Annotated in this window: 22 protein-coding genes and 1 pseudogene; 6 read left to right on the top strand and 17 right to left on the bottom strand. The window is 59.6% G+C overall.

Translation table 11 applies throughout. From position 1 onward, the window contains the following. Positions 1–52: 52 nt before the first annotated feature. A complete protein-coding gene (locus RlegSU303_RS04095; RefSeq protein ID WP_231283485.1) occupies positions 53–475 on the bottom strand; it encodes a hypothetical protein in 423 nt (140 codons plus the stop codon). 153 nt (positions 476–628) lie between these two features. Then, complete coding sequence (locus RlegSU303_RS04090) at positions 629–1,066, bottom strand: hypothetical protein (RefSeq protein ID WP_231283843.1); 438 nt, start codon at positions 1,064–1,066, stop codon at positions 629–631. A gap of 152 nt (positions 1,067–1,218) precedes the next feature. Here RlegSU303_RS04090 and RlegSU303_RS04085 point away from each other — a divergent pair, with 152 nt between their 5' ends. After that, a complete protein-coding gene (locus tag RlegSU303_RS04085; protein WP_222283539.1) occupies positions 1,219–2,202 on the top strand; it encodes a phosphotransferase enzyme family protein in 984 nt (327 codons plus the stop codon). 141 nt (positions 2,203–2,343) lie between these two features. Here the strand turns inward: RlegSU303_RS04085 and RlegSU303_RS04080 are convergent, their stop codons facing one another. The 3 genes from RlegSU303_RS04080 to RlegSU303_RS04070 all read right to left on the bottom strand — a co-directional run bounded on the left by RlegSU303_RS04080 (position 2,344) and on the right by RlegSU303_RS04070 (position 4,912). Beyond that, positions 2,344–3,261: an RNA polymerase sigma factor gene (locus RlegSU303_RS04080; protein WP_231283484.1), complete on the bottom strand. Its 918-nt coding sequence runs from the start codon at positions 3,259–3,261 to the stop codon at positions 2,344–2,346. Continuing rightward, positions 3,258–4,001, bottom strand: coding sequence for an SDR family NAD(P)-dependent oxidoreductase (locus tag RlegSU303_RS04075; protein WP_231283483.1), 744 nt, complete (start codon positions 3,999–4,001; stop codon positions 3,258–3,260). Before RlegSU303_RS04075 ends, RlegSU303_RS04080 begins: the two co-directional genes overlap by 4 nt. Positions 4,002–4,099: 98 nt before the next feature. Further along, a complete protein-coding gene (locus tag RlegSU303_RS04070) occupies positions 4,100–4,912 on the bottom strand; it encodes a sulfite exporter TauE/SafE family protein (protein WP_231283482.1) in 813 nt (270 codons plus the stop codon). A gap of 217 nt (positions 4,913–5,129) precedes the next feature. Between RlegSU303_RS04070 and RlegSU303_RS04065 the strand changes: the two genes are divergently transcribed. Continuing rightward, complete coding sequence (locus tag RlegSU303_RS04065) at positions 5,130–5,414, top strand: hypothetical protein (RefSeq protein WP_165507549.1); 285 nt, start codon at positions 5,130–5,132, stop codon at positions 5,412–5,414. Between the two features lie 160 nt (positions 5,415–5,574). Here RlegSU303_RS04065 and gcvA read toward each other — a convergent pair whose 3' ends face one another. Further along, complete coding sequence (gene gcvA / locus RlegSU303_RS04060; RefSeq protein ID WP_231283481.1) at positions 5,575–6,462, bottom strand: transcriptional regulator GcvA; 888 nt, start codon at positions 6,460–6,462, stop codon at positions 5,575–5,577. 116 nt (positions 6,463–6,578) lie between these two features. Here gcvA and RlegSU303_RS04055 point away from each other — a divergent pair, with 116 nt between their 5' ends. From RlegSU303_RS04055 to RlegSU303_RS34480, 3 genes and pseudogenes are all read left to right on the top strand, one after another. Next, complete coding sequence (locus RlegSU303_RS04055; protein ID WP_131710171.1) at positions 6,579–7,283, top strand: SDR family oxidoreductase; 705 nt, start codon at positions 6,579–6,581, stop codon at positions 7,281–7,283. A 94-nt stretch (positions 7,284–7,377) separates the two neighbouring features. Further along, positions 7,378–7,947, top strand: a complete 570-nt coding sequence (locus RlegSU303_RS04050) for a pyridoxamine 5'-phosphate oxidase family protein (RefSeq protein WP_231283480.1) — start codon at positions 7,378–7,380, stop codon at positions 7,945–7,947. Beyond that, a pseudogene (locus RlegSU303_RS34480) lies at positions 7,948–8,109 on the top strand (kinase); the annotation flags it as partial. Positions 8,110–8,130: 21 nt separating this feature from the next. On the opposite strand, the gene aac(3) reads toward RlegSU303_RS34480, so the two are convergent. From aac(3) to ccoN, 10 genes are all read right to left on the bottom strand, one after another. Further along, positions 8,131–8,946 carry an aminoglycoside 3-N-acetyltransferase gene (gene aac(3) / locus RlegSU303_RS04045; RefSeq protein WP_131720294.1) on the bottom strand — a complete coding sequence of 272 codons (816 nt, stop codon included), beginning with the start codon at positions 8,944–8,946 and terminating at the stop codon, positions 8,131–8,133. 197 nt (positions 8,947–9,143) lie between these two features. After that, positions 9,144–9,455 (bottom strand): hypothetical protein, encoded by a 312-nt coding sequence (locus tag RlegSU303_RS04040; RefSeq protein WP_003546181.1) that lies wholly within the window; start codon positions 9,453–9,455, stop codon positions 9,144–9,146. A 35-nt stretch (positions 9,456–9,490) separates the two neighbouring features. Beyond that, positions 9,491–9,649, bottom strand: a complete 159-nt coding sequence (gene ccoS, locus RlegSU303_RS04035) for a cbb3-type cytochrome oxidase assembly protein CcoS (RefSeq protein WP_003546179.1) — start codon at positions 9,647–9,649, stop codon at positions 9,491–9,493. Next, on the bottom strand, positions 9,646–11,916 hold the full coding sequence (locus RlegSU303_RS04030) for a heavy metal translocating P-type ATPase (RefSeq protein ID WP_131720295.1): 2,271 nt from the start codon (positions 11,914–11,916) through the stop codon (positions 9,646–9,648). The genes ccoS and RlegSU303_RS04030 overlap by 4 nt, the downstream gene beginning before the upstream one ends. Positions 11,917–11,929: 13 nt before the next feature. After that, positions 11,930–12,736 carry a DUF2189 domain-containing protein gene (locus RlegSU303_RS04025; RefSeq protein WP_017959415.1) on the bottom strand — a complete coding sequence of 269 codons (807 nt, stop codon included), beginning with the start codon at positions 12,734–12,736 and terminating at the stop codon, positions 11,930–11,932. An 18-nt stretch (positions 12,737–12,754) separates the two neighbouring features. Beyond that, positions 12,755–12,946, bottom strand: coding sequence for a hypothetical protein (locus tag RlegSU303_RS04020; RefSeq protein ID WP_131720296.1), 192 nt, complete (start codon positions 12,944–12,946; stop codon positions 12,755–12,757). Further along, on the bottom strand, positions 12,946–13,824 hold the full coding sequence (ccoP, locus tag RlegSU303_RS04015; RefSeq protein WP_131720297.1) for a cytochrome-c oxidase, cbb3-type subunit III: 879 nt from the start codon (positions 13,822–13,824) through the stop codon (positions 12,946–12,948). The genes RlegSU303_RS04020 and ccoP overlap by 1 nt, the downstream gene beginning before the upstream one ends. Further along, positions 13,815–13,985 carry a cbb3-type cytochrome c oxidase subunit 3 gene (locus RlegSU303_RS04010; RefSeq protein ID WP_131623434.1) on the bottom strand — a complete coding sequence of 57 codons (171 nt, stop codon included), beginning with the start codon at positions 13,983–13,985 and terminating at the stop codon, positions 13,815–13,817. The genes ccoP and RlegSU303_RS04010 overlap by 10 nt, the downstream gene beginning before the upstream one ends. Before the next feature lie 18 nt (positions 13,986–14,003). Then, positions 14,004–14,756, bottom strand: coding sequence for a cytochrome-c oxidase, cbb3-type subunit II (gene ccoO / locus RlegSU303_RS04005; RefSeq protein ID WP_017959411.1), 753 nt, complete (start codon positions 14,754–14,756; stop codon positions 14,004–14,006). Positions 14,757–14,759: 3 nt separating this feature from the next. Further along, on the bottom strand, positions 14,760–16,403 hold the full coding sequence (gene ccoN, locus RlegSU303_RS04000) for a cytochrome-c oxidase, cbb3-type subunit I (RefSeq protein ID WP_017959410.1): 1,644 nt from the start codon (positions 16,401–16,403) through the stop codon (positions 14,760–14,762). A gap of 391 nt (positions 16,404–16,794) precedes the next feature. Here ccoN and RlegSU303_RS34310 point away from each other — a divergent pair, with 391 nt between their 5' ends. After that, positions 16,795–16,983 (top strand): hypothetical protein, encoded by a 189-nt coding sequence (locus tag RlegSU303_RS34310; RefSeq protein WP_017959409.1) that lies wholly within the window; start codon positions 16,795–16,797, stop codon positions 16,981–16,983. A gap of 115 nt (positions 16,984–17,098) precedes the next feature. Here RlegSU303_RS34310 and RlegSU303_RS03990 read toward each other — a convergent pair whose 3' ends face one another. Next, entirely contained in the window at positions 17,099–17,749 is a 651-nt protein-coding gene (locus tag RlegSU303_RS03990; RefSeq protein WP_131720298.1) for a pyridoxamine 5'-phosphate oxidase family protein, read from the bottom strand. Positions 17,750–17,811 lie beyond the last annotated feature (62 nt).

Raw genomic sequence — 17,811 nt, 5'->3', positions numbered from 1 at the left:
GATCTCAGCAGCTATCCAATGCGCGGAAGCACCAACAGCGGACGGCAGCAGATCAACGAGCGCTTCTGGCTATGATCCCCATCACGAGCTCTTTGTATTTGTCCGTCCGGTAGATTCCCTGCACCCGGCAGCCGCGCATGATTTCATAGTTTTCGCGGTTATCCGGGTTCGATCGCATGAGCGCAACAATCACGTCGTTCGGCCCCCTCCACTGGTCCGCAAGCCCGCTTCGTGTCCAATTGAAAGACAATGGACCCTGTTGAACGCTCCCCTTCAGGGTCTCCAGTATTTCGAGGGTCACCCGCGCCTCATGGCCCGGTTCCAAAACTTCGTAGTCCCGGAAATTGCCCCGAACGATCACGTCAGCGTCGAACAGCTCAGAAAAAAATGGTCGAGGTACTGCGCACGCGTGAGCGCACGTCGCTGCGACGAAAACGGAAATCAGGGCGCAGACTGCCGGAAGCATAAATTTCATCCCATCCCTCCGACCGTAGCGAACAGGCTCACCGCCTCTGCAATCGTAGGTGAGCCTGTTTATGACCGCAACCGGTCGAGCGGAAGGAGACACAACCCTACTTCGCGACGATATTATTGAGAAAGCCACATAAGCCCAGCTCTGCCAGCGACTTTAGTTCTTGATCACATTGATGTTGACGGTGACGTCCTTGATGGTGCCCTCACCGTAGGACACCCTCACCTTATACATGTCACGTCCAAAATACCCGCTCTTGGAAGTATAGTATTCCGACACGCCAGGAGATTTCCTGGAATTGCATTTATTGCGGACGCCATCTCTGTAATTTGAATAAATATTCTCTTTGACGAATTCAACCGAGCCATGCTCCGGGGCTTGGACCAACTTTATATTGGCGATTGTTGCAGCCGTGCAATCTTCATTCAAATTGTAGGACTGGCCCATCTTTGTCCGCTCTCCACTCAGAGCCCGACTGTGATCCGCAGAAATAGCAACACCGTTTTGCGTGGTGACACATCCGGACAGACCGAAAATGATGGAAAGGACAGAAATCGAAATAGAGTTTTCTTTCAAAAATCGCGAAGCCGGCATTTTGTTTTTCATCTCTTGGTTTTATTAATAGCGCCATTCAGCTTATCCAATCAGCAGCCCATTGCAATCGTAGGTGCCTGCGGCCGCTACCGCCTTCATGGTCTTTTCACCGCGGGAGCAGCCTGCCAGCAAAGCCCGATGGTACAGCGCCCATGCTCGATTTTAATCCGCTCTATTCGACCCCGCAGGTTGCGGCTATCGAACAGTTCATCCATCAGCACTATCCGCTTGCAGGGCCGGTTTCCTGCCGGATGCTGCAACGGGGCTTGAATGATGTGTATCTTGCCGTTGCAAGCAACGGCGAGCGGTATGTGTTCCGGCTTTCCCATCGCCGCGCCCGCGGTCCAGCCGACGTCAAGACCGAAATGGCGTTCCTGGCGCACCTCTCGCAATCGGGCGTTCCCGTCGCCGCAGCCATCCCGACACGCGAGGGCAGCTTGTTCCTTCAGGGAGATGCGCCGGAGGGCGTGCGTCAGGCCGTGCTCTTCCAGGCGATCGAGGGCCGCAAGCCGGATGCGGCGGATGCCGGCGATGCGCGGGCCAACGGGACGACTCTTGCGCTGATGCACAACGCCGCCGAGACATTCCAGCCGGACGGATCCCTCTATCGGCTCGACCTCGAACACTTGCTGCATCGGCCGCTCGCGCGAATAGTCGATAGCGGCGTCGTGGAAGACGCCGAGGTCCGCAGCGATCTTGAAGACATCGCGGCGCGGACCGCACAGGCGATCGAAGCCTTCGCCGATCTGACATGCACTTATTGCCATGGTGACTGTCACGGCTCCAATGCGCGGATCAACGACGCCGGCGAAGCCGTCTTTTTCGACTTCGATGACGGCGGTCCGGGATACCTCGCTTACGACTTGTCGGTGTTCCTGTGGGCGCAAATATCCTTCGGCCGGAGGTCGACCGAAATGTGGGACGCCTTCGTCGATGCCTATCGGGCGGTCCGGCCGATAAGACCAGACGACTTCGAAGCCGCCCACCGCTTTGTGATCGTCCGCCACATCTGGCTGATGGGCGAATACGCCAGCCGGGCCCAGGAATGGGGAAGCGAGACTGTCGGCTGGATTGCCAGGCAGGCGAATTTCCTCAAGACGTGGGAGACCGAGCGATGTGTCGACCGCCTGTTTTGAATTCAGTTCTGCTCGTCCCGGAGGATCGGAGGAGCAGACCCGGAGCTGGGCGATCACTTCGACCTTCGCCCACTCCTGGTGCAGGTACATTGCTTTGACGCGACGATCCGTGCGCCAACACGAGCCGTGAGAGCGCCTGGCCTAATAGCCGCGTTGCGATGCCACCCGCGTCACAGCCGCGTCCTCCATGACGTAGGTCGCATATCGATGGTCGCGGATCAGTGTTATCTTTTGGTCCCTCCATTCAAGCAGCATGAAGTAGGCAGGAGCAGCGGACGGCGCGGCCGAGACCAGCAATATTTCCCTGCCCTCCAGACAAGCCGGTTCGATCCAAACCCGCGGATAGTCCGCATAATAGGAAAAGAATCGGCCAACGTTCGCCGCACCGGAGACCTGTGGTCGTCGTGCCTGACGAAGCCGAACATCCTCGGCAAGCAGCCTGCGCAGGGCCGTCCAATCCCTCGCGTTGAAGAGCGCTGCGAAATTCTGAACCTCGGCACTTGGGGGCAGCGGAACTTCGGACTCTGACTCGGTGAGGGATCGCAATCCTGCCCGACCACGTGAGAGATGGGCTTTGACGGCATCGATACTCAGGCCCAATAGCGCGGCGATGTCTGCGATCGGCTCTCCGAGCACATCCTTGAGGATCACCGCGCTACGCTGCGGCACCGGTAATTTGGCAAAGTGAGCTAAGGCGATCTGCACCGTGTCCTGCCTTATCAGTGCATCCTCTGGATCAACAGCACTGACATCAGCCAGATCAAAGGCCGTCTCCAGCGGCTCCGACCGGCGGGTACTTCGCTGGCGCAGCGCATCAATGGCGCGATTGTGAACAATGCGAAACAGCCAGGGGCGCAGCGGCGTGTCGGACGAGATCGAGCCGACCGTCGCGAACGCATTGACCAACGCGTCCTGTATCACGTCCTCGCCGTCGATCACCGAGCCGACCAATCGGGCGGCATAGCGATGCAGTTCCGGGCGAACTGCATCCGCCTCCTTGGCCAGCGCCGCGTAGAGTGTGTTCTTCGCTTCTGCTTCGAGGGCAGCTTCATCCATCATTCGATGACCGTCACGCCGGTATCTCCACGCACGGCGTAGATCATAGCCTCTTCCAGCGCCGTCTTGCCGATCAGTTCGGCTACCGTATCGCCAAAGCCACGCGGTGTCATGTCCGGCCAGGTCGCGGCCTGTTCGGCGAATGTCCGGCCCGCCGCCGCAGCATAGCCGGAGATTCCGGCGTTGCCCACGCCGGTTCCTGCGAACATCTGCCTGGGAGCAATGACCCGGAAACGCAGGCCCAGGCCGAGCTGGGTCGACAAGCCCTCGGCATATTTTGCAATGAACCACTGCGCCCGTTTTGCTCCTGCATAGCCTCCCGATAGCGGCGAGCCCTGCACCGCGGCTCCGCTGGAAACGAGAACGACCAGCCCGCCCGGCGCCATCGGCAACGTCAGAGCGGCCTGGACCCAATGCAGGGCGGCCTTCACATCGACGTTCCAGTTGGTCGTGAACGCCTCCCAGCCAACACGATCGATACGTTCCATGGGCGGTTCGGCGCCGGCGTTCATGATGACGACATCAGGTCGTGTCTCCGACATGATCCTCTTCGCGGCGTCGGCGCTGGTCGCGTCAGCAGACACAGTCGTGACGGCGAGTTGCTCCCCCAGCGCTCGCAACGCCGTCGCGTCGCGAGCCACGACGGTCACTTTAGCTGCGCGCGCTACAAACGCCTCGGCCATTCCGAAGCCCAACCCGCGGCTCCCACCGACGACAACGATACGTTTTCCATCCAAATCCATGTTCTTTTCCTCGTTCGATCCAAACCGCGCAAAGGCAGTCGCTACAAGGACGTTCGAACAAGCTGAAAAGAGTCATCATTTTCGCGGCTGTCATTAAGCTAGCTGTGTCGCCAAACCTTTATCGCTGAGATCAGCAGGATTGCGGCCAGGGGTGGCAGGAGGAAGCCGTTTGGCACTATGCCAAGCAAGAGGCCGCCGGCAAAGGTGCCGACGATCGAGCCCGCGGCCATGACCAGCAGGAAGGTCTTGTTGCGGCCAAGAACTGAAAAGCTCTGATCGCGGCTGTAGCGGGTGAACCCGACCAGCATGGTGGGCAGGCTTACGGCGAGGGAGAGGCTTCCGGCCAGTTTGATATCCGCCCCGAAAAGCAGGACCAGCGTCGGGATCAATAGCTCTCCGCCCGCAACGCCGAGCAGGGAAGCCACGATCCCGATAATGAAGCCCGCCACCACGCCTGCGATCATCTGGGCCATGCCTGTTAGCAGCGCCTGGCCGGCTGTCGCGTCGTGGCCGACGACCAGTACGACGGCGATCGCGACCAGCATCGCGGCAATCACCTTGTAGAGGGTTTCCGACTTCAGGCGGGTTGCCCAACCCGCGCCAAACCATGCGCCGAGCAGACTTCCAGCGAGCAGGTTGACGACGATCGGCCAGTTCTCGGCGATCGTGCTGAAAGGCACTGTCGCGGCACGGAACGGGAGCGCAGTGGCAACAACGACCAGGCTCATGGCCTTGTTGAGGATGACCGCCTCAAGAGCCGCAAAATTGAACAATCCGATCAGGAGAGGTAACCGGAATTCCGCTCCTCCAAGACCAATCAACCCACCGAGCGCACCGATAATTCCCCCGCCTGCAAAGGCGACGGGGAGATTTTGAGACTTAGGTTGCGAGGCGGGCAAACCGTCAGACATCGATATAGTCCGGTGAAGATATCGCTATCCCTAACGAACATAATCGAATTCACCAAGATAAGGCCGGCTGCATCTCTCGTGATTGGTTTTACATCTGTCTGGCTCACTCCGAACATTCTCGAAATGTCGGCGTCCGTTCCCAACGAAAACCGAGCCTCGGCATCATCAGGCGAAGCGGGTCTCAATCGCACGCCAGCACCTTTCAGAGAAATCATAGATGCCGTCCAACTTCAAAAACGATCAGTTTGGCCAGTCTAAGCAAAACTCGTCCCGGGGCAATGATCGCTTGGAGCGCGAAGCAGAAGCTCGCAACGGCTGCACTCGGCCCAAAGCTGCCATAACGTTGGTGCTATTTTCCGCGCAAAGCGAAGTTGAACCACACGGTAAAGAGACGGGAAAACTCGGCGAACAGCAGAAGTATAAGGCAACCTCCCCACCGCGGCTCTCCAAAAATCACCATGCTTATGAGCGCCACCAGAAAGTAGGCCGCTGCAAAGATTGAAATGTACCTTAATAGCGCCACCTGTATCCTCCTTCCGCTATCCGCTTATTTAATCATTCCACCTCAAAATACAACCTCAGGCCGCAATGGAATCCCATGACCGCAATCGGCTCAAACCTGTCGCAATTGGTCCATTCCTTGAGCGATGGCTGTCCGACTATCAGGCCAGCACCTGCGAACGCAGCCAGTCCTGAAGCTTTTCGACCGCTTGCGACTTCCGATATCGCGGCTTCACCAGATAGAAGTGCGAGCGCGTTTTGAGGGCGCCGTCGAAGACTTGTCTCAGCCTGCCCGCCTCGATGTCGGTCGAGACGAAAGCGCGGGTTGCTACGGCGATGCCCTGTCCGGCGATGGCTGCTTCGATCGCGTGCGATGTCTGCGAGAAGCTGATGCCCCGAAACAGCGTGGGATCGCCGCCGCCGAGGAAGCGATCGATATATTCGGGCCAGGAATTATGGGCATCGTGAAGGAGCGTGTAGTGCGAGAGTTCTTCTGCATTCTTGGGCTCGGCTCCCTCGGCGACGAGGCTTGGATTGCAGATGGCAATGATCTCCTGCTCGAACAGCAGTTCGGCGGCGAGGCCGGGACCGAAGGGAGGGCTGCCGTATCGGACGGCGAGATCGACGCCGTCTGCCTGGAAGCTGGAAATGCGGTCTGTCGCCAGGATGTGGAGATCGAGATCGGGATGCCTCGAGGTGAAATCAGGAAGACGCGGGATCAGCCATCTCGAGGCGAAGGTCGGCGTCGTGCTGACCACCAGTTTGACCGGCTGAGGCTTCAGGTTCGCCGTCGCGTTTGCGAGCAGTTCGAAGGCGCGCCTGACATCGGCGACGTAGCTTCTCCCCTCGCCCGTCAGCGCCAATGACTTCGGCAGGCGCTCGAACAATGTCACCCCGAGTTCCGCCTCAAGCCCGCGCACGTGCTGGGCGACAGCCCCTTGCGTGACGCCGAGCTCTTCGGCCGCGAGCCGGAAGTTCAGATGACGCGCCGCTACGTCGAAGGCCTTGAGGCCGTTGAGGGATGGAAGATTGCCGATCAGCATGGACATTCGATAGTTTTTCTACTGGGACATTTCACGAAAACTGGTTCGCTCGCGCTTTGAGCCCATGGTATTCCATGGATCAACGCCCGGCAACGGGTGCAAATCGAGTAGGGAGAGCGACGATGGCAGTAGAAAAGGTAGCGATCATTACGGCTGGCGGCAGTGGCATGGGTGCGGAAGCCGCCAAGCGGCTGGCGGCCGATGGCTTCAAGATCGCCATCCTGTCCTCGTCGGGCAAAGGCGAGGCGCTTGCCACCGAACTCGGCGGCATCGGCATCACCGGCTCGAACCAGTCGAACGACGACCTGAAGCGCCTGGTCGACGCATGCATGGAAAAGTGGGGCCGTGTCGACGTCCTCGTCAACAGCGCAGGTCACGGTCCCCGTGCGCCGATCACCGAGGTCACCGACGAACAGTGGCATGCGGGCATGGACATTTATTTCATGAATGTGGTCCGCCCCGTGCGGCTGGTCACGCCGATCATGCAGGCGCAGAAGTCGGGCGCAATCGTCAATATCTCGACCGCCTGGGTGTCCGAACCGTCGGCGATGTTCCCGACCTCGGCCGTCTTCCGCGCCGGGCTTGCCGCCTACACCAAGATTTATGCCGACACCTATGCGGGCGACGGCATTCGCATCAACAACGTGCTGCCAGGCTGGATCGACAGCCTGCCGGCGACGGAGGAGCGCCGCGACAGCGTGCCGATGAAGCGCTACGGCACCAGCGCCGAAGTGGCCGCGACGATTTCCTTCCTCGTTTCCGAAGGGGCGGGCTATATCACCGGCCAGAGCCTCAGGATCGACGGCGGCCTTACCCGGTCCGTCTGACAGGATCGCTCTCAATACCAAGGAGAACAGCGATGTGCTTCAACTGGAACGTCAAGGCCGGCGAGATAAAGAAGGCTGATGCGGAGGCGACACAGTGACCCTCGCCGAGGTCGATGCATCGGCCTGGGCCGAGCTGGAAGCTGCCGCCGCCGATCCGCAGTCGGCCTTCCGCTACCTGAACCTCTGTTCGGTCGACGCCGGCGGCCGGCCGCAAACCCGCATGGTGGTGCTGAGGCGCGTGGATGTGGCGCGACGCCTGCTGGAAATCCATACGGATGTCAGAAGCCCGAAATGGCAGGAAATATCGGCCAATGCTTTGGTCAGCCTCCTCGGCTTCGGCCCGCAGCCGAAAGTGCAGCTTCGCCTGCAGGGATCGGCCGAACTCAACGGACCGGCAAGCGAACGTGCGGCCGAGGCCTGGGGCCTGCTGCCGCGATCGACGCGCAGCACCTATATGGGCGGGCCGCCGGGCGACGCAATCGTCGAACGGCCGGCAAACGAGAGTACGGCCGCAGACGCCGACGGACAGGCCTTCTTCGGGGTGCTGCTATTCCGAGCCGAGACGCTGGACTGGTTCCAGCTGCGCCACGCCGACAACCGGCGCGCAGTCTTTGCCTACGACCATCTGGGCGCGCTGACCTCCTCCCGCTGGGTCAATCCCTGAACGCCAGACGACGTCGAAGCCGCCCATCGCTTTGTGATCGTCCGCCACATCTGGCTGATGGGCGAATATGCAGGGCACAGAAATGGGGAAGCGAGACTGTCGGCTGGATTGCCAGGCAGGCGAATGTGGGAGACCGAGCGATGTGTCGACCGCCTGTTCTGAAGCAACGCGCGGCTTAGCCGCTCAGCCTTCAAGCCGTACATGATGCTCCAGCCACGCGACAGCGAAGCTGCAGATCGCGGCCGCATCGACCAGCACCGATCTTGCGTCTCCGACCAGGCCCTGCGCGCCCTGCCCGCTTGCCAGAAACGCCCGCACGATCACGCCGAAATAATCGTCGTCAAGGCCCGGCACGACCGGGTCGCTGGTGTCGAACTCTTCCAGCATCCGCCACACCACGCCAGCCGATGTGGCAAAGGGCGCCTCGTAGCGGCGGAGGCGCTTGTTCGGAATTCGCGCCAGGTGTTCTGCATGGTGGAGCAGGGTCATGGTGTCGAGCGGAGCGCCGGCCATCAGAACCTTGCCGCCTGCCGCCACCAGCCTGCCGAGCGGCGATGTCTCTCCATAGCCGTAATCGAGCGGGTGGTCGGCAGTGAGCCAATCCGCGCGCGCGCCGATCGCCGCGACCGAGGCGCCCGGATTGCCGCTGCGTCTTGCCCCCGGTGTCGCTCGAATGAATTCGGCGAGCACGCCATTATCGCGGGCAGCGCGGGAAACAGCCGGATCGAAGGGCGCGATATGGGCGCGCCATTCCGGCGGGACGCGGCCATTTTCATCCAGCAACGCATCATAGGCACCGTTCCAGTCGGTATAGGCGACGATGGTGCCGGCAGGCCCCACGGCGTCGCGAAGCGCTCCGATCAGTACATCAGGCCCGTTGAGCAGCCGCCCCACCCGCTTCATCGCGGCGTGGACCATGACAATGTCGCCGGCACGAATGCCGAGACTGTCGAGATCCCTGGCGAGCGAGAGGCGGGTGTGAATGCGCGGAACGATCATCGGCAGACGATCCTATTGAATCTGGCATCAACGCCAAGAGCAATCGCTATCAAGATAGCCCACGAACGGCAACTTCTCGCCACTATGAGATTTAGATCAAGGTCTCAATAGCGCTGCAACCACACCACGCATTTGCCTCGGTCACAGAACCCTTCTTCAATAAGGACTCTCTCGTACTGCGCAAACGGATCGACCTATTAGGTCTTACGATCCTTGCGGGCGGGTATCGTCACTCCCCTGATTACCCCGAAAATCGCTCCAAACATTCCGCCAATAACGATCCCTGCGGAGCCTCCCGCCAACGCCGCAATGAAGCAGTAGGCGATCCAAGAGCCAACGCTGGATGCATCGCCCAGGAGCGCCGTGGATACCGCCCCGATCACCGCACCAAGGATGCCAAACACGATGCCCACCCCGGTAACGGACTCCGAGGGGTCGATGGTGCGAATACGCGGGCTTTGTGTGGTGCCGGAGGCACCTAACGGAGACTGATGATCCGTGTCTTCCATTCGAACCTCCTTCAGAGTGTTTTACAATTGTGTTTTCAGCCGCCGAGAGGCTTGTCGTCCTTCTCGAACAATATCCTCTCTGCTGCGCCATCCAGATCGTCGTATTGGCCGGTGCGCAAACACCAAAGAAAAGCGCCAAGCCCGGCGATACCCATCAGGAGGGCTACGGGAATGAGAAACGACAACGTGCTCACTGTCTTGCTCCTACCAACCCACTTATCCGGCCCAAGTTCCGCTCTGGTGGCGTTCTGTCGATCTCAAGCCTCATTGCATTCGCCACGACCAGTATGGACGACGAGGACATCGCTATCGCGGCGATGAGCGGGTTTACATAGCCGAGCAATGCGAGCGGGATGCTGCAAGCATTATAGACAATAGCCAAAGCAAAATTCTGACGGATCAGTGCAGCCGCGCGCCCTGCCGTTGTTATGGCGATCTCGACCCCGTCCACGCCTCCACTGAGCAGAATGAAGTCGGCGGCACTTCGACCGATGTCGCTTCCCGACGCCGGAGCCATGGCAACATGGGCGGCCTTGAGCGCCACCGCGTCGTTTATTCCGTCACCGACCATCAGGGCCTTGCGTCCACTGTCGCGTAACGCTTCGATTGTCTTCGCCTTATCCTTAGGAAGGGCGGCTGATGTTACCGTGTCGATTCCAACCTCCTTTGCCACCGCACGAGCCGCTTCCGGGGCGTCGCCCGTCAGCATCTGGACGGCGATGCCGCGGCTCTTCAGGAACTGCACCGCCTGCGCCGACCCCTCCCGGAGGCTTTCTCCGAAAACGAAGGAAGCGAGGATTTCTGCCTGTCGCGTCAGGACGACCGTGGAAGCTGCGGCAGTCCGATCCTCTCCCTGGCCGCCCGTCGCCCAGGCCGCTCGTCCGAGTCGATAGATTTGCCCATCGAAAGATGCCTCGAGACCGCTGCCCGGAACCTCTCTGACGTCGTCGAGCGCGAGGGCATGCGGCTCGCGCCGTGAGGCGTAGGCCGCAATCGCAGTCGACATCGGATGACTGGAGTACCGCGCCAGCGAAGCTGCCAATGAAAACTCCAACGGTCCGACCCAGTTCCCGCTCAGCAGCGTCGGCTCGTATTGCGTCAGGGTGCCGGTCTTGTCGAACACGACGGTGTCGATTTCCGCCAGGCGTTCCAACGCAGAACCGTCCCGCGCCACGACGCCGTGCTTGAACAACTTACGGGCGGCGACGACCTGGACCATCGGAACCGCGAGGCCGAGAGCGCAAGGGCAAGCTATGATCAGGACGGAGATCGAGGTCGTCAGGGCGAGGTGGACGTCTCTCGTCATCACGAACCACTGAATGAATGTCAGAATCGAGAGACTATGGACAATTGGAGCATAGAGGCGCGCTGCCCTGTCCACGAGCAGCCGATATTGGGATCGGCCGCCCTCGACGGCTTCGAGCATCCCATGTATCTCGGCGAGGATCGAATCGGCAGGCATTGCGGTGGCTTCGACAGTCAGGGGATGGCCAACGTTCAACTCGCCCGCGCGAACCTTTTCGCCTGGTCCGACGCTCGTCCATCGGCTCTCTCCCGTCAGCAACGAGCGGTCAAGCTCCGTGAGGCCGGAGAGAATGGTGCCGTCAGCCGGAATTCTGTCGCCGGCGGCAATCAGTGTGTGGGTTCCGGGCGCGATTTCGTTCAGCGGAACATACTCGATCCGTCCGTCCGCGCGTATCACATTCGCGCCTTTCGGCATCATCTCGGCCAGCGCCGTCGCCGCCGAGTGTGCCTTCCTTCGCATCAGATGATCCAGCGTGCGTCCGACGAGCAAAACGAAGAGTAGCGAGGTACTGGCCTCGAAGTAGGCTTGCCGTCCTTCGGCGAACGTGTCGTATACGCTGAGACCGAACGAGAGCAGGACGCCGATGCTGACCGGCACATCCATGTTGGCCCGACCGTGCACGAGCGCCCGCCACGCCGACCGGTAGAATGTCGCCCCGGAGTAGATCACGGCCGGTAGTGCGAGCGCAGCCGACATCAGGTGGAGCGTCTGACGTGTTGCCGGGTCCGCACCCGCCCAGACCGATACCGACAGCACCATGATGTTCATTGAGCAAAAGCCGGCGACTGCCAGCGCGCGCAGCAGGCCTGACACCTCACCGTCCGGTTGATCGCGGCCTTCCGCCGGCAAGACGGCCGTGTAACCGATCGTTCCGATCAGAGCGGCAAAATCGGGTGGCGAACCATTTTCCGCTTGCCAATGGATGGTTACACGCTTTGCCGTCAGATTGGCGCGCGCCATGTGAACTTCGGGGTGCTTGCCAAGGGTCGATTCCAGAAGTGCCATGCATGCACCGCATCGCATGTCCGGAACGGACAAGGTGATCTGCCTGAGACCATTGCCCAAATCCCTGCTTGCCAACGCGATCTCGTCCACACCCGGCCTTCTTGGTCCGGGCTCGTGGAGCGACGACGCAATGGACGCACAGCAGGTCATTGTCCGTTCCTCGCTACCTCATTGCCTTATAGGCATGCCATGTGGCGTGGCCGAGCAAAGGAAAAACGACGATCAGTCCGACAAGTCCCGTCAGCAGGCTGGCGAGGAAGAGGGCGAGCACGATCGCACCCCAGACCATTGACGGTCCCATGTTGTTCCAGACCATGACAACGCTAACGCCCATCGCCGTGAAGGCGTCTATGCGCTCATCCAGAAGCATCGGGATTGAGAACACCCCGATTGCAAAAGCGAATCCAGCGAACAATGCGCCGACACACAAGCCGACGATCAGCATGCCCCAGCCCGAGGGGGTGGTGACCAATAGCCTTGCTACGCCATCAAGGCCGGGAAACGGATTAACGCCGAAAAAGAGCGCGTAGATAATAACCGCCGCCCTCATCCAGAGCAGCATCACCATGCACAGCAGCATCCCCGTGAAAAACACCTGCCCTCCAGCTCTCGGCCGGACGAATAACATCTCACGAAACGTGGTGCGCTCCCCGTTCGCCAAACTCCTGCTCTTGACATAGAGCCCTGCGGCAAAGAGCGGGGCGACGATCAATATGCCCGCCAATGCCGGAAAGAGAAGATAGTCGCTATCGAGCCGAAACAGCATCACGGTGGCCGCCAGCGCGAGTAAGAACACCACGAACCCATAGGCCAGACTTGGCCAGGGTTGCCGGATCAAGTCCTGCCAGCCTTGGCCAAGCCAACCGAGAGGAGCGCCGAGGGGCAGATGCCGCTGCCACTCGGGATTCATCGTCTCCTGTATCCCCGATACCTCGCTCCGATATCGGCCGGAAGTGTCGTCCTGCGGCATCTGATCCTCCTCGTGCGTTCAGCAAGCTGAAGCGGCGGCCCTGAATTGGTTGGGTTGCTGGCCTTTTTCCTTGATATGCTCGATGCAGGCGGGCTGGGTGGCGATCGCCATGTATACAAAATGGGCGTTAGCGCCGACAAAGATCGCCCCGGTCAGCCCGATCAGCAGCCACTTGAAAGCGCGTGGTATACGTCTCTTCGCTTCGGGCATCACTGTTGACCCCCACCCAGCTTGTTCACATAAAGCGCGAGTATCTTTATCTCAGCGGGACTTAGGCGTTCGTCCCAGGTGGGCATATGTCCCTGCCGTCCGCCATGGATCGACTGGACGATCCGTTCGATGCCCCCGCCGTAAATCCAGCGGCCATCGGTCAGGTTCGGCGCACCCACATCCTGTTTGCCTTTGGCGTCTTCGCCGTGGCATGCCACGCAGCTAGCCATGAACACCTCGCGGCCCGCAGCTATCTGGCTGGCGTCTGCGGCCTCGGTGGACGAATTGCTCAACGAATAGACATAGGCGGCGACATCGCTCACCTGTTTTCGGTTGAGCATTTCGTCTGTTCCGAACGCAGGCATCTGCGACACGCGGCTTTGCGAGTGCGTCGTATTGACTCCCACCGTCATGGTCTGGACGATCTTTTCTGGTCCTCCACCCCAAAGCCAGTCGTCATCGGTAAGATCGGGGAAATCTCGCCCGCCTTTGCCGTCCCTTCCATGACAGGCGGCGCAGTTGTCTCCGAACAACTGATGGCCGCTGGAGGCCACCTTCGCCATCAGCTTTTCGTCGGCACGGATTTCATCAAAGGAACTGGTCTCGATCTTCTCGATCCAGGCCGCGCGCGAAGCATCGGCTTCTATGATCTTTCGCTCTACCGCCTGCTTTTGACCCGTGCCGATCAGGCCCCTCGTATACGTGCTTCCAAGCGGCCAGGTCGGATACAGTATCCACCAGAGAGCGGCGAACAGGTGGGTGATGATGAGGAAGAGCAGAACCCCGCGCGGTACAGGAGTATCGAGCTCCTTGATGCCGTTCCAAATGTGTCCCGTCGTCTTCCGGCCTGTTATGGGATCGACTTCCTCTATCGCCATGGGGTGTCGTCCTTATCGAATATGTCCGTTTCCGCCCGATCGAAACGCGCCTTGTTGGAAGGCCAGAAGGTGTAGATGATCACCCCGATCGAAAACAGAATGAGATAAAACAGGCCCCAAATCTTGGACAGCTCCAACATGGTCTCGTGGGTAATATCCATTTCCATTCCCCTGACGAATCAATTGTTGGGGTTCGGCATCTGCTCCGGTGCCGCAGTGTTCTGGTAGGCAGCCTTTGTCAGCCGGCCAAGCACTTGCAGATAGGCGACCATGGCGTCCATCTCCGTCACGCTGGTTTTTACGCCGTCAAACGCAGAGACCTGCGTGTCTTGCCCATAGCGTTCCGTAACGCCTGAGGACTGTTCGCTGTCTGGATTGGCTTGGCCGAAGGCATCGGCAGACGCGTTTGCGACCATGTCGTCCGTATAAGGCACTCCCACGGTTCTCAGCGCCGCCACTTGGTCGCGCAGATCGGCAAGATCGAGTGGGGTTGTCGCCAACCATTGATAGGACGGCATGTTGGATTCCGGGACGACCTCGCGAGGGTTGATCAAATGGGCCACGTGCCAGAGATCGGAATACTTCCCGCCGATACGCGCCAGATCGGGACCCGTACGCTTAGACCCCCACAACATGGGATGGTCATACTTGGATTCGACCGCAAGAGAATAAGGACCGTATCGCTCGACCTCGTCCCGCAGCGTTCTGATCATCTGGCTGTGGCAGGCGTAACAGCCTTCTCGGACATAGATGTTCCGGCCCGCCGCCTCAAGGGGTGTGTAGACTCTCATGTCGGGGGCGTCCTCGACCGTCTCGTGGATCGTGAACAGTGGGGCGATCTCGACGAGCCCGCCGACGCTTCCCGCTACAACGATAGCCAGCATAAACCCAACGGCCGTCCGTTCCAGTCTTCCATGCAGAGGTTCGCTCATCTCTCACTCCGCCGGCGCATGTTCGAGAAGGCCCGAAGTCAGGGGCGCGTCATGAACTGCTCCCACGGCGGGAACCGTTCGGACGGTCATCCAGATATTGAAGCTCGCCACGATCGCTCCAAGGAGGAAAAGCAGCCCTCCGAAAGCGCGTGCGATGTAGTAGGGATACATCGCCAGCAGACTGTCGACGAATGAATAGACCAAGGTGTTGTCGGCTGAATATGTGCGCCACATCAAGCCCTGGATGATGCCGGAATTCCACATGGCGAAGACGTAGATGAGCGTGCCCGCAAGCGCCAACCAGAAGTGGACTTCGACCAGGGCAGCAGAATACATCCTTTCGCGTTTCCAGATCGATGGAACGAGTGTGTAGAACGCCCCGAACGTTATCATAGCAACCCAGCCCAGCGCGCCGGCATGAACGTGTCCGACCGTCCAATCGGTATAATGGGAAAGTGAGTTGACGGGTCTGATTGCCATGAAAGACCCTTCGAATGTCGACAGACCGTAGAAGAAGGCAGCCATCATGATGAAGCGAAGAGTGGCGTCGTCACGGACGCGATGCCAAGCCCCGTTCAACGTAAGCAGCGCGTTGCCGGCCGACGCCCACGACGGAACGAGCAGCATGACCGAGAACGTCATTCCAAGGTTTTGCACCCAGAGAGGCAGCGCGGTGTAATGAAGATGGTGGGACCCCGCCCACATGTAGAAGAAGGTAATCCCCCAGAAGCTGAGTATGGACAATCGATAGGAAAAGATCGGCCGTTCAGCACGGATCGGCAGGTAATAGTAGAGCATCCCTAGGAAGCCCGACGTCAGAAAAAACGCCACGGCGTTATGACCGTACCACCACTGGACCATCGCATCCTGTACACCGGGCCAGACCGTGTAGCTTTTGGCGTGTCCGAACGATACGGGCACTGCCAGGTTGTTGACGATATGGAGGATCGCCACCACGATGATGAAGGCAAGATAATACCAGTTGGCCACGTAGATGTGAGGTTCCTTGCGCCGTGCCAAGGTGCGTACGAAAAGCGCGAAATAGGCGATCCACACGATCACCAGCCAGAGGTCGGCATACCATTCCGCTTCCGCGTATTCCTTCGACTGGGTAACGCCCATGAAATAGCCGCTGACCGCGATCAGACAGAAAAGGTTGAAGCCGAAGATCACGAACCACGGCGAGAGTTGATCGGCCAGCCTTGCGCGCGATGTTCGCTGAACAACATGGAATGATGTCGCGATCAAGGCGTTTCCACCGAAGCCGAAGATCACCCCTGTCGTATGGGCGGGCCGTATACGGCCGAAGCTCGACCACGCCGTATCGAAATTCAGGCTCGGCCAGGCAAGCTGTGCGGCTGCCCAGACTCCGATAAACATGCCAAAGACCGCCCACGCCAGTGTGAGGGCCACGCCGACCTTGATTGGATCGTCATAGTAGCTGGAAAAGCGCGAAGCATCCGGTTCTTCGCTGAAAGCCGAAGTCAGGATGTAGCAGAACAACGTGCCGCAATACACAAGGACGATAGCACCGTGTATGCCGATGGGATCAAAGCGGCCAGCGGCCGCCATCGCGACACCGACAACCATCAAAGCGATAAGTATAGCTGCCGCGGACCCCCGCTCTCCGCTCGTGAGCTGTCCCATCGTTCCACCCCCCGGCTGTGCCGATGATGGTGCTCCACAAAACGTTGAAAGGCAAATCAGTTCTACGCGCGAAGATAGACTAGATCGTCCATCGGTGTCTTCGTTGCGGCAGGCGCTACGCACATCTTATTCTGGTGGTCCCGTGTCAGATATAGTCGCGAGGCGTGTGTCACGCTGATTTCACGCGATTTCGATGGTGGATTTTACTAGATTTCTTCACGACTTCGCCGGCACGATTTGGCGGGACGCGTTGTCTTCTGGATCGCGTTTCGGACAGCGCCGGCCGCCGAAGTGGCAAAGAGTTTTCGTGCCGATCAAGCTTGTCCCTCCAGGGTGGGCGGCGGTCGGTTGTTTTCATTTGGTCATGCTGCAGTGCAGGAGGCAGCTGAAGATGCAATTTCTGGTCCATTCAAAGACGATCGCCGAACTTGAATATGATAGCGAGACCTGCGTCTTGCGGGTGCTCTACAAAGACGGACGAGTGAGCTCTGTTCCTGATGTCGCTCCCACGCTGGTGATGAAGATCGTCGCGCGGGTTCCCGTCGAAAAATCTCCTTATCTCATGCAGACCGCGATCTGAGACTTCTGCGAAAGGCACAACGCGTCGGAATGGGCGGGCAGCTCCGTTCTGATCCGCAATGAGGCGCCAGCCTGTTTGGGGCGCGCCATCGCCCGCTTCTGCCGGCGCCGGGCTGCTAGTAAAGTGTCCTTCGGTAGGCTTGCTCCAGGTCTTCGTCCATCTTTCGCATTTCATCCCCGTCCTTCGGCGCCCCTGTCGTCTCATCCAGAATGATTTTTATCAGCGAGGGCATCTCCGTGCGGTCCTGGAAATGATCCGGGCTCCACAGGTGGGACCGTCTGAACGCCTTGGCGCAATGCATGAAGACTTCGCTGACGTTGACGATGATCGCGAGTTTCGGGAGACGATCGGCGACGCTCATGCTCGTCAACAGCTGAGGATCATGGGTCAGGCTTGCCCGCCCGTTGACGCGCAATGTGTCGTCGAAACCGGGGATAAGAAACAATAGCCCGACATTCGGGTTGGCGATGATGTTGCTTAAGGTATCCAGACGATTGTTGCCGGGTCGATCCGGGATCGCCAGGGTGCGCTCGTCAAGAACCTTGACGAACCCCGGAGGGTCGCCGCGAGGACTGACGTCGGCCTTTCCCTCCGAACTCTGCGTGCCGATGCAGAAGAACGGCGAGCGCCGAATGAATTCCTGCGCGTGCTCGCCAAGCGAATTCTGACACTTCACGATTGCCAGAGCGTGGGTCGGCTCGAACAGCGCCCGAAGCGACTGCTCATCGGCGATGGCAAAATCTGGATTGAGTTGTAAACCCGTCATGATCCCCTCCCGAAGTCCCTCTCATCACATGGCCGAACTGCAGGTCTGGAATCCTGTCCCCG

The sequence above is a fragment of the Rhizobium sp. SU303 genome, assembly GCF_021052345.1.
Classification (GTDB): Bacteria; Pseudomonadota; Alphaproteobacteria; order Rhizobiales; family Rhizobiaceae; genus Rhizobium; species Rhizobium laguerreae.
Note: the sequence above shows the minus strand (reverse complement) of the source record. Positions and strands in the feature narration are given on the sequence as shown.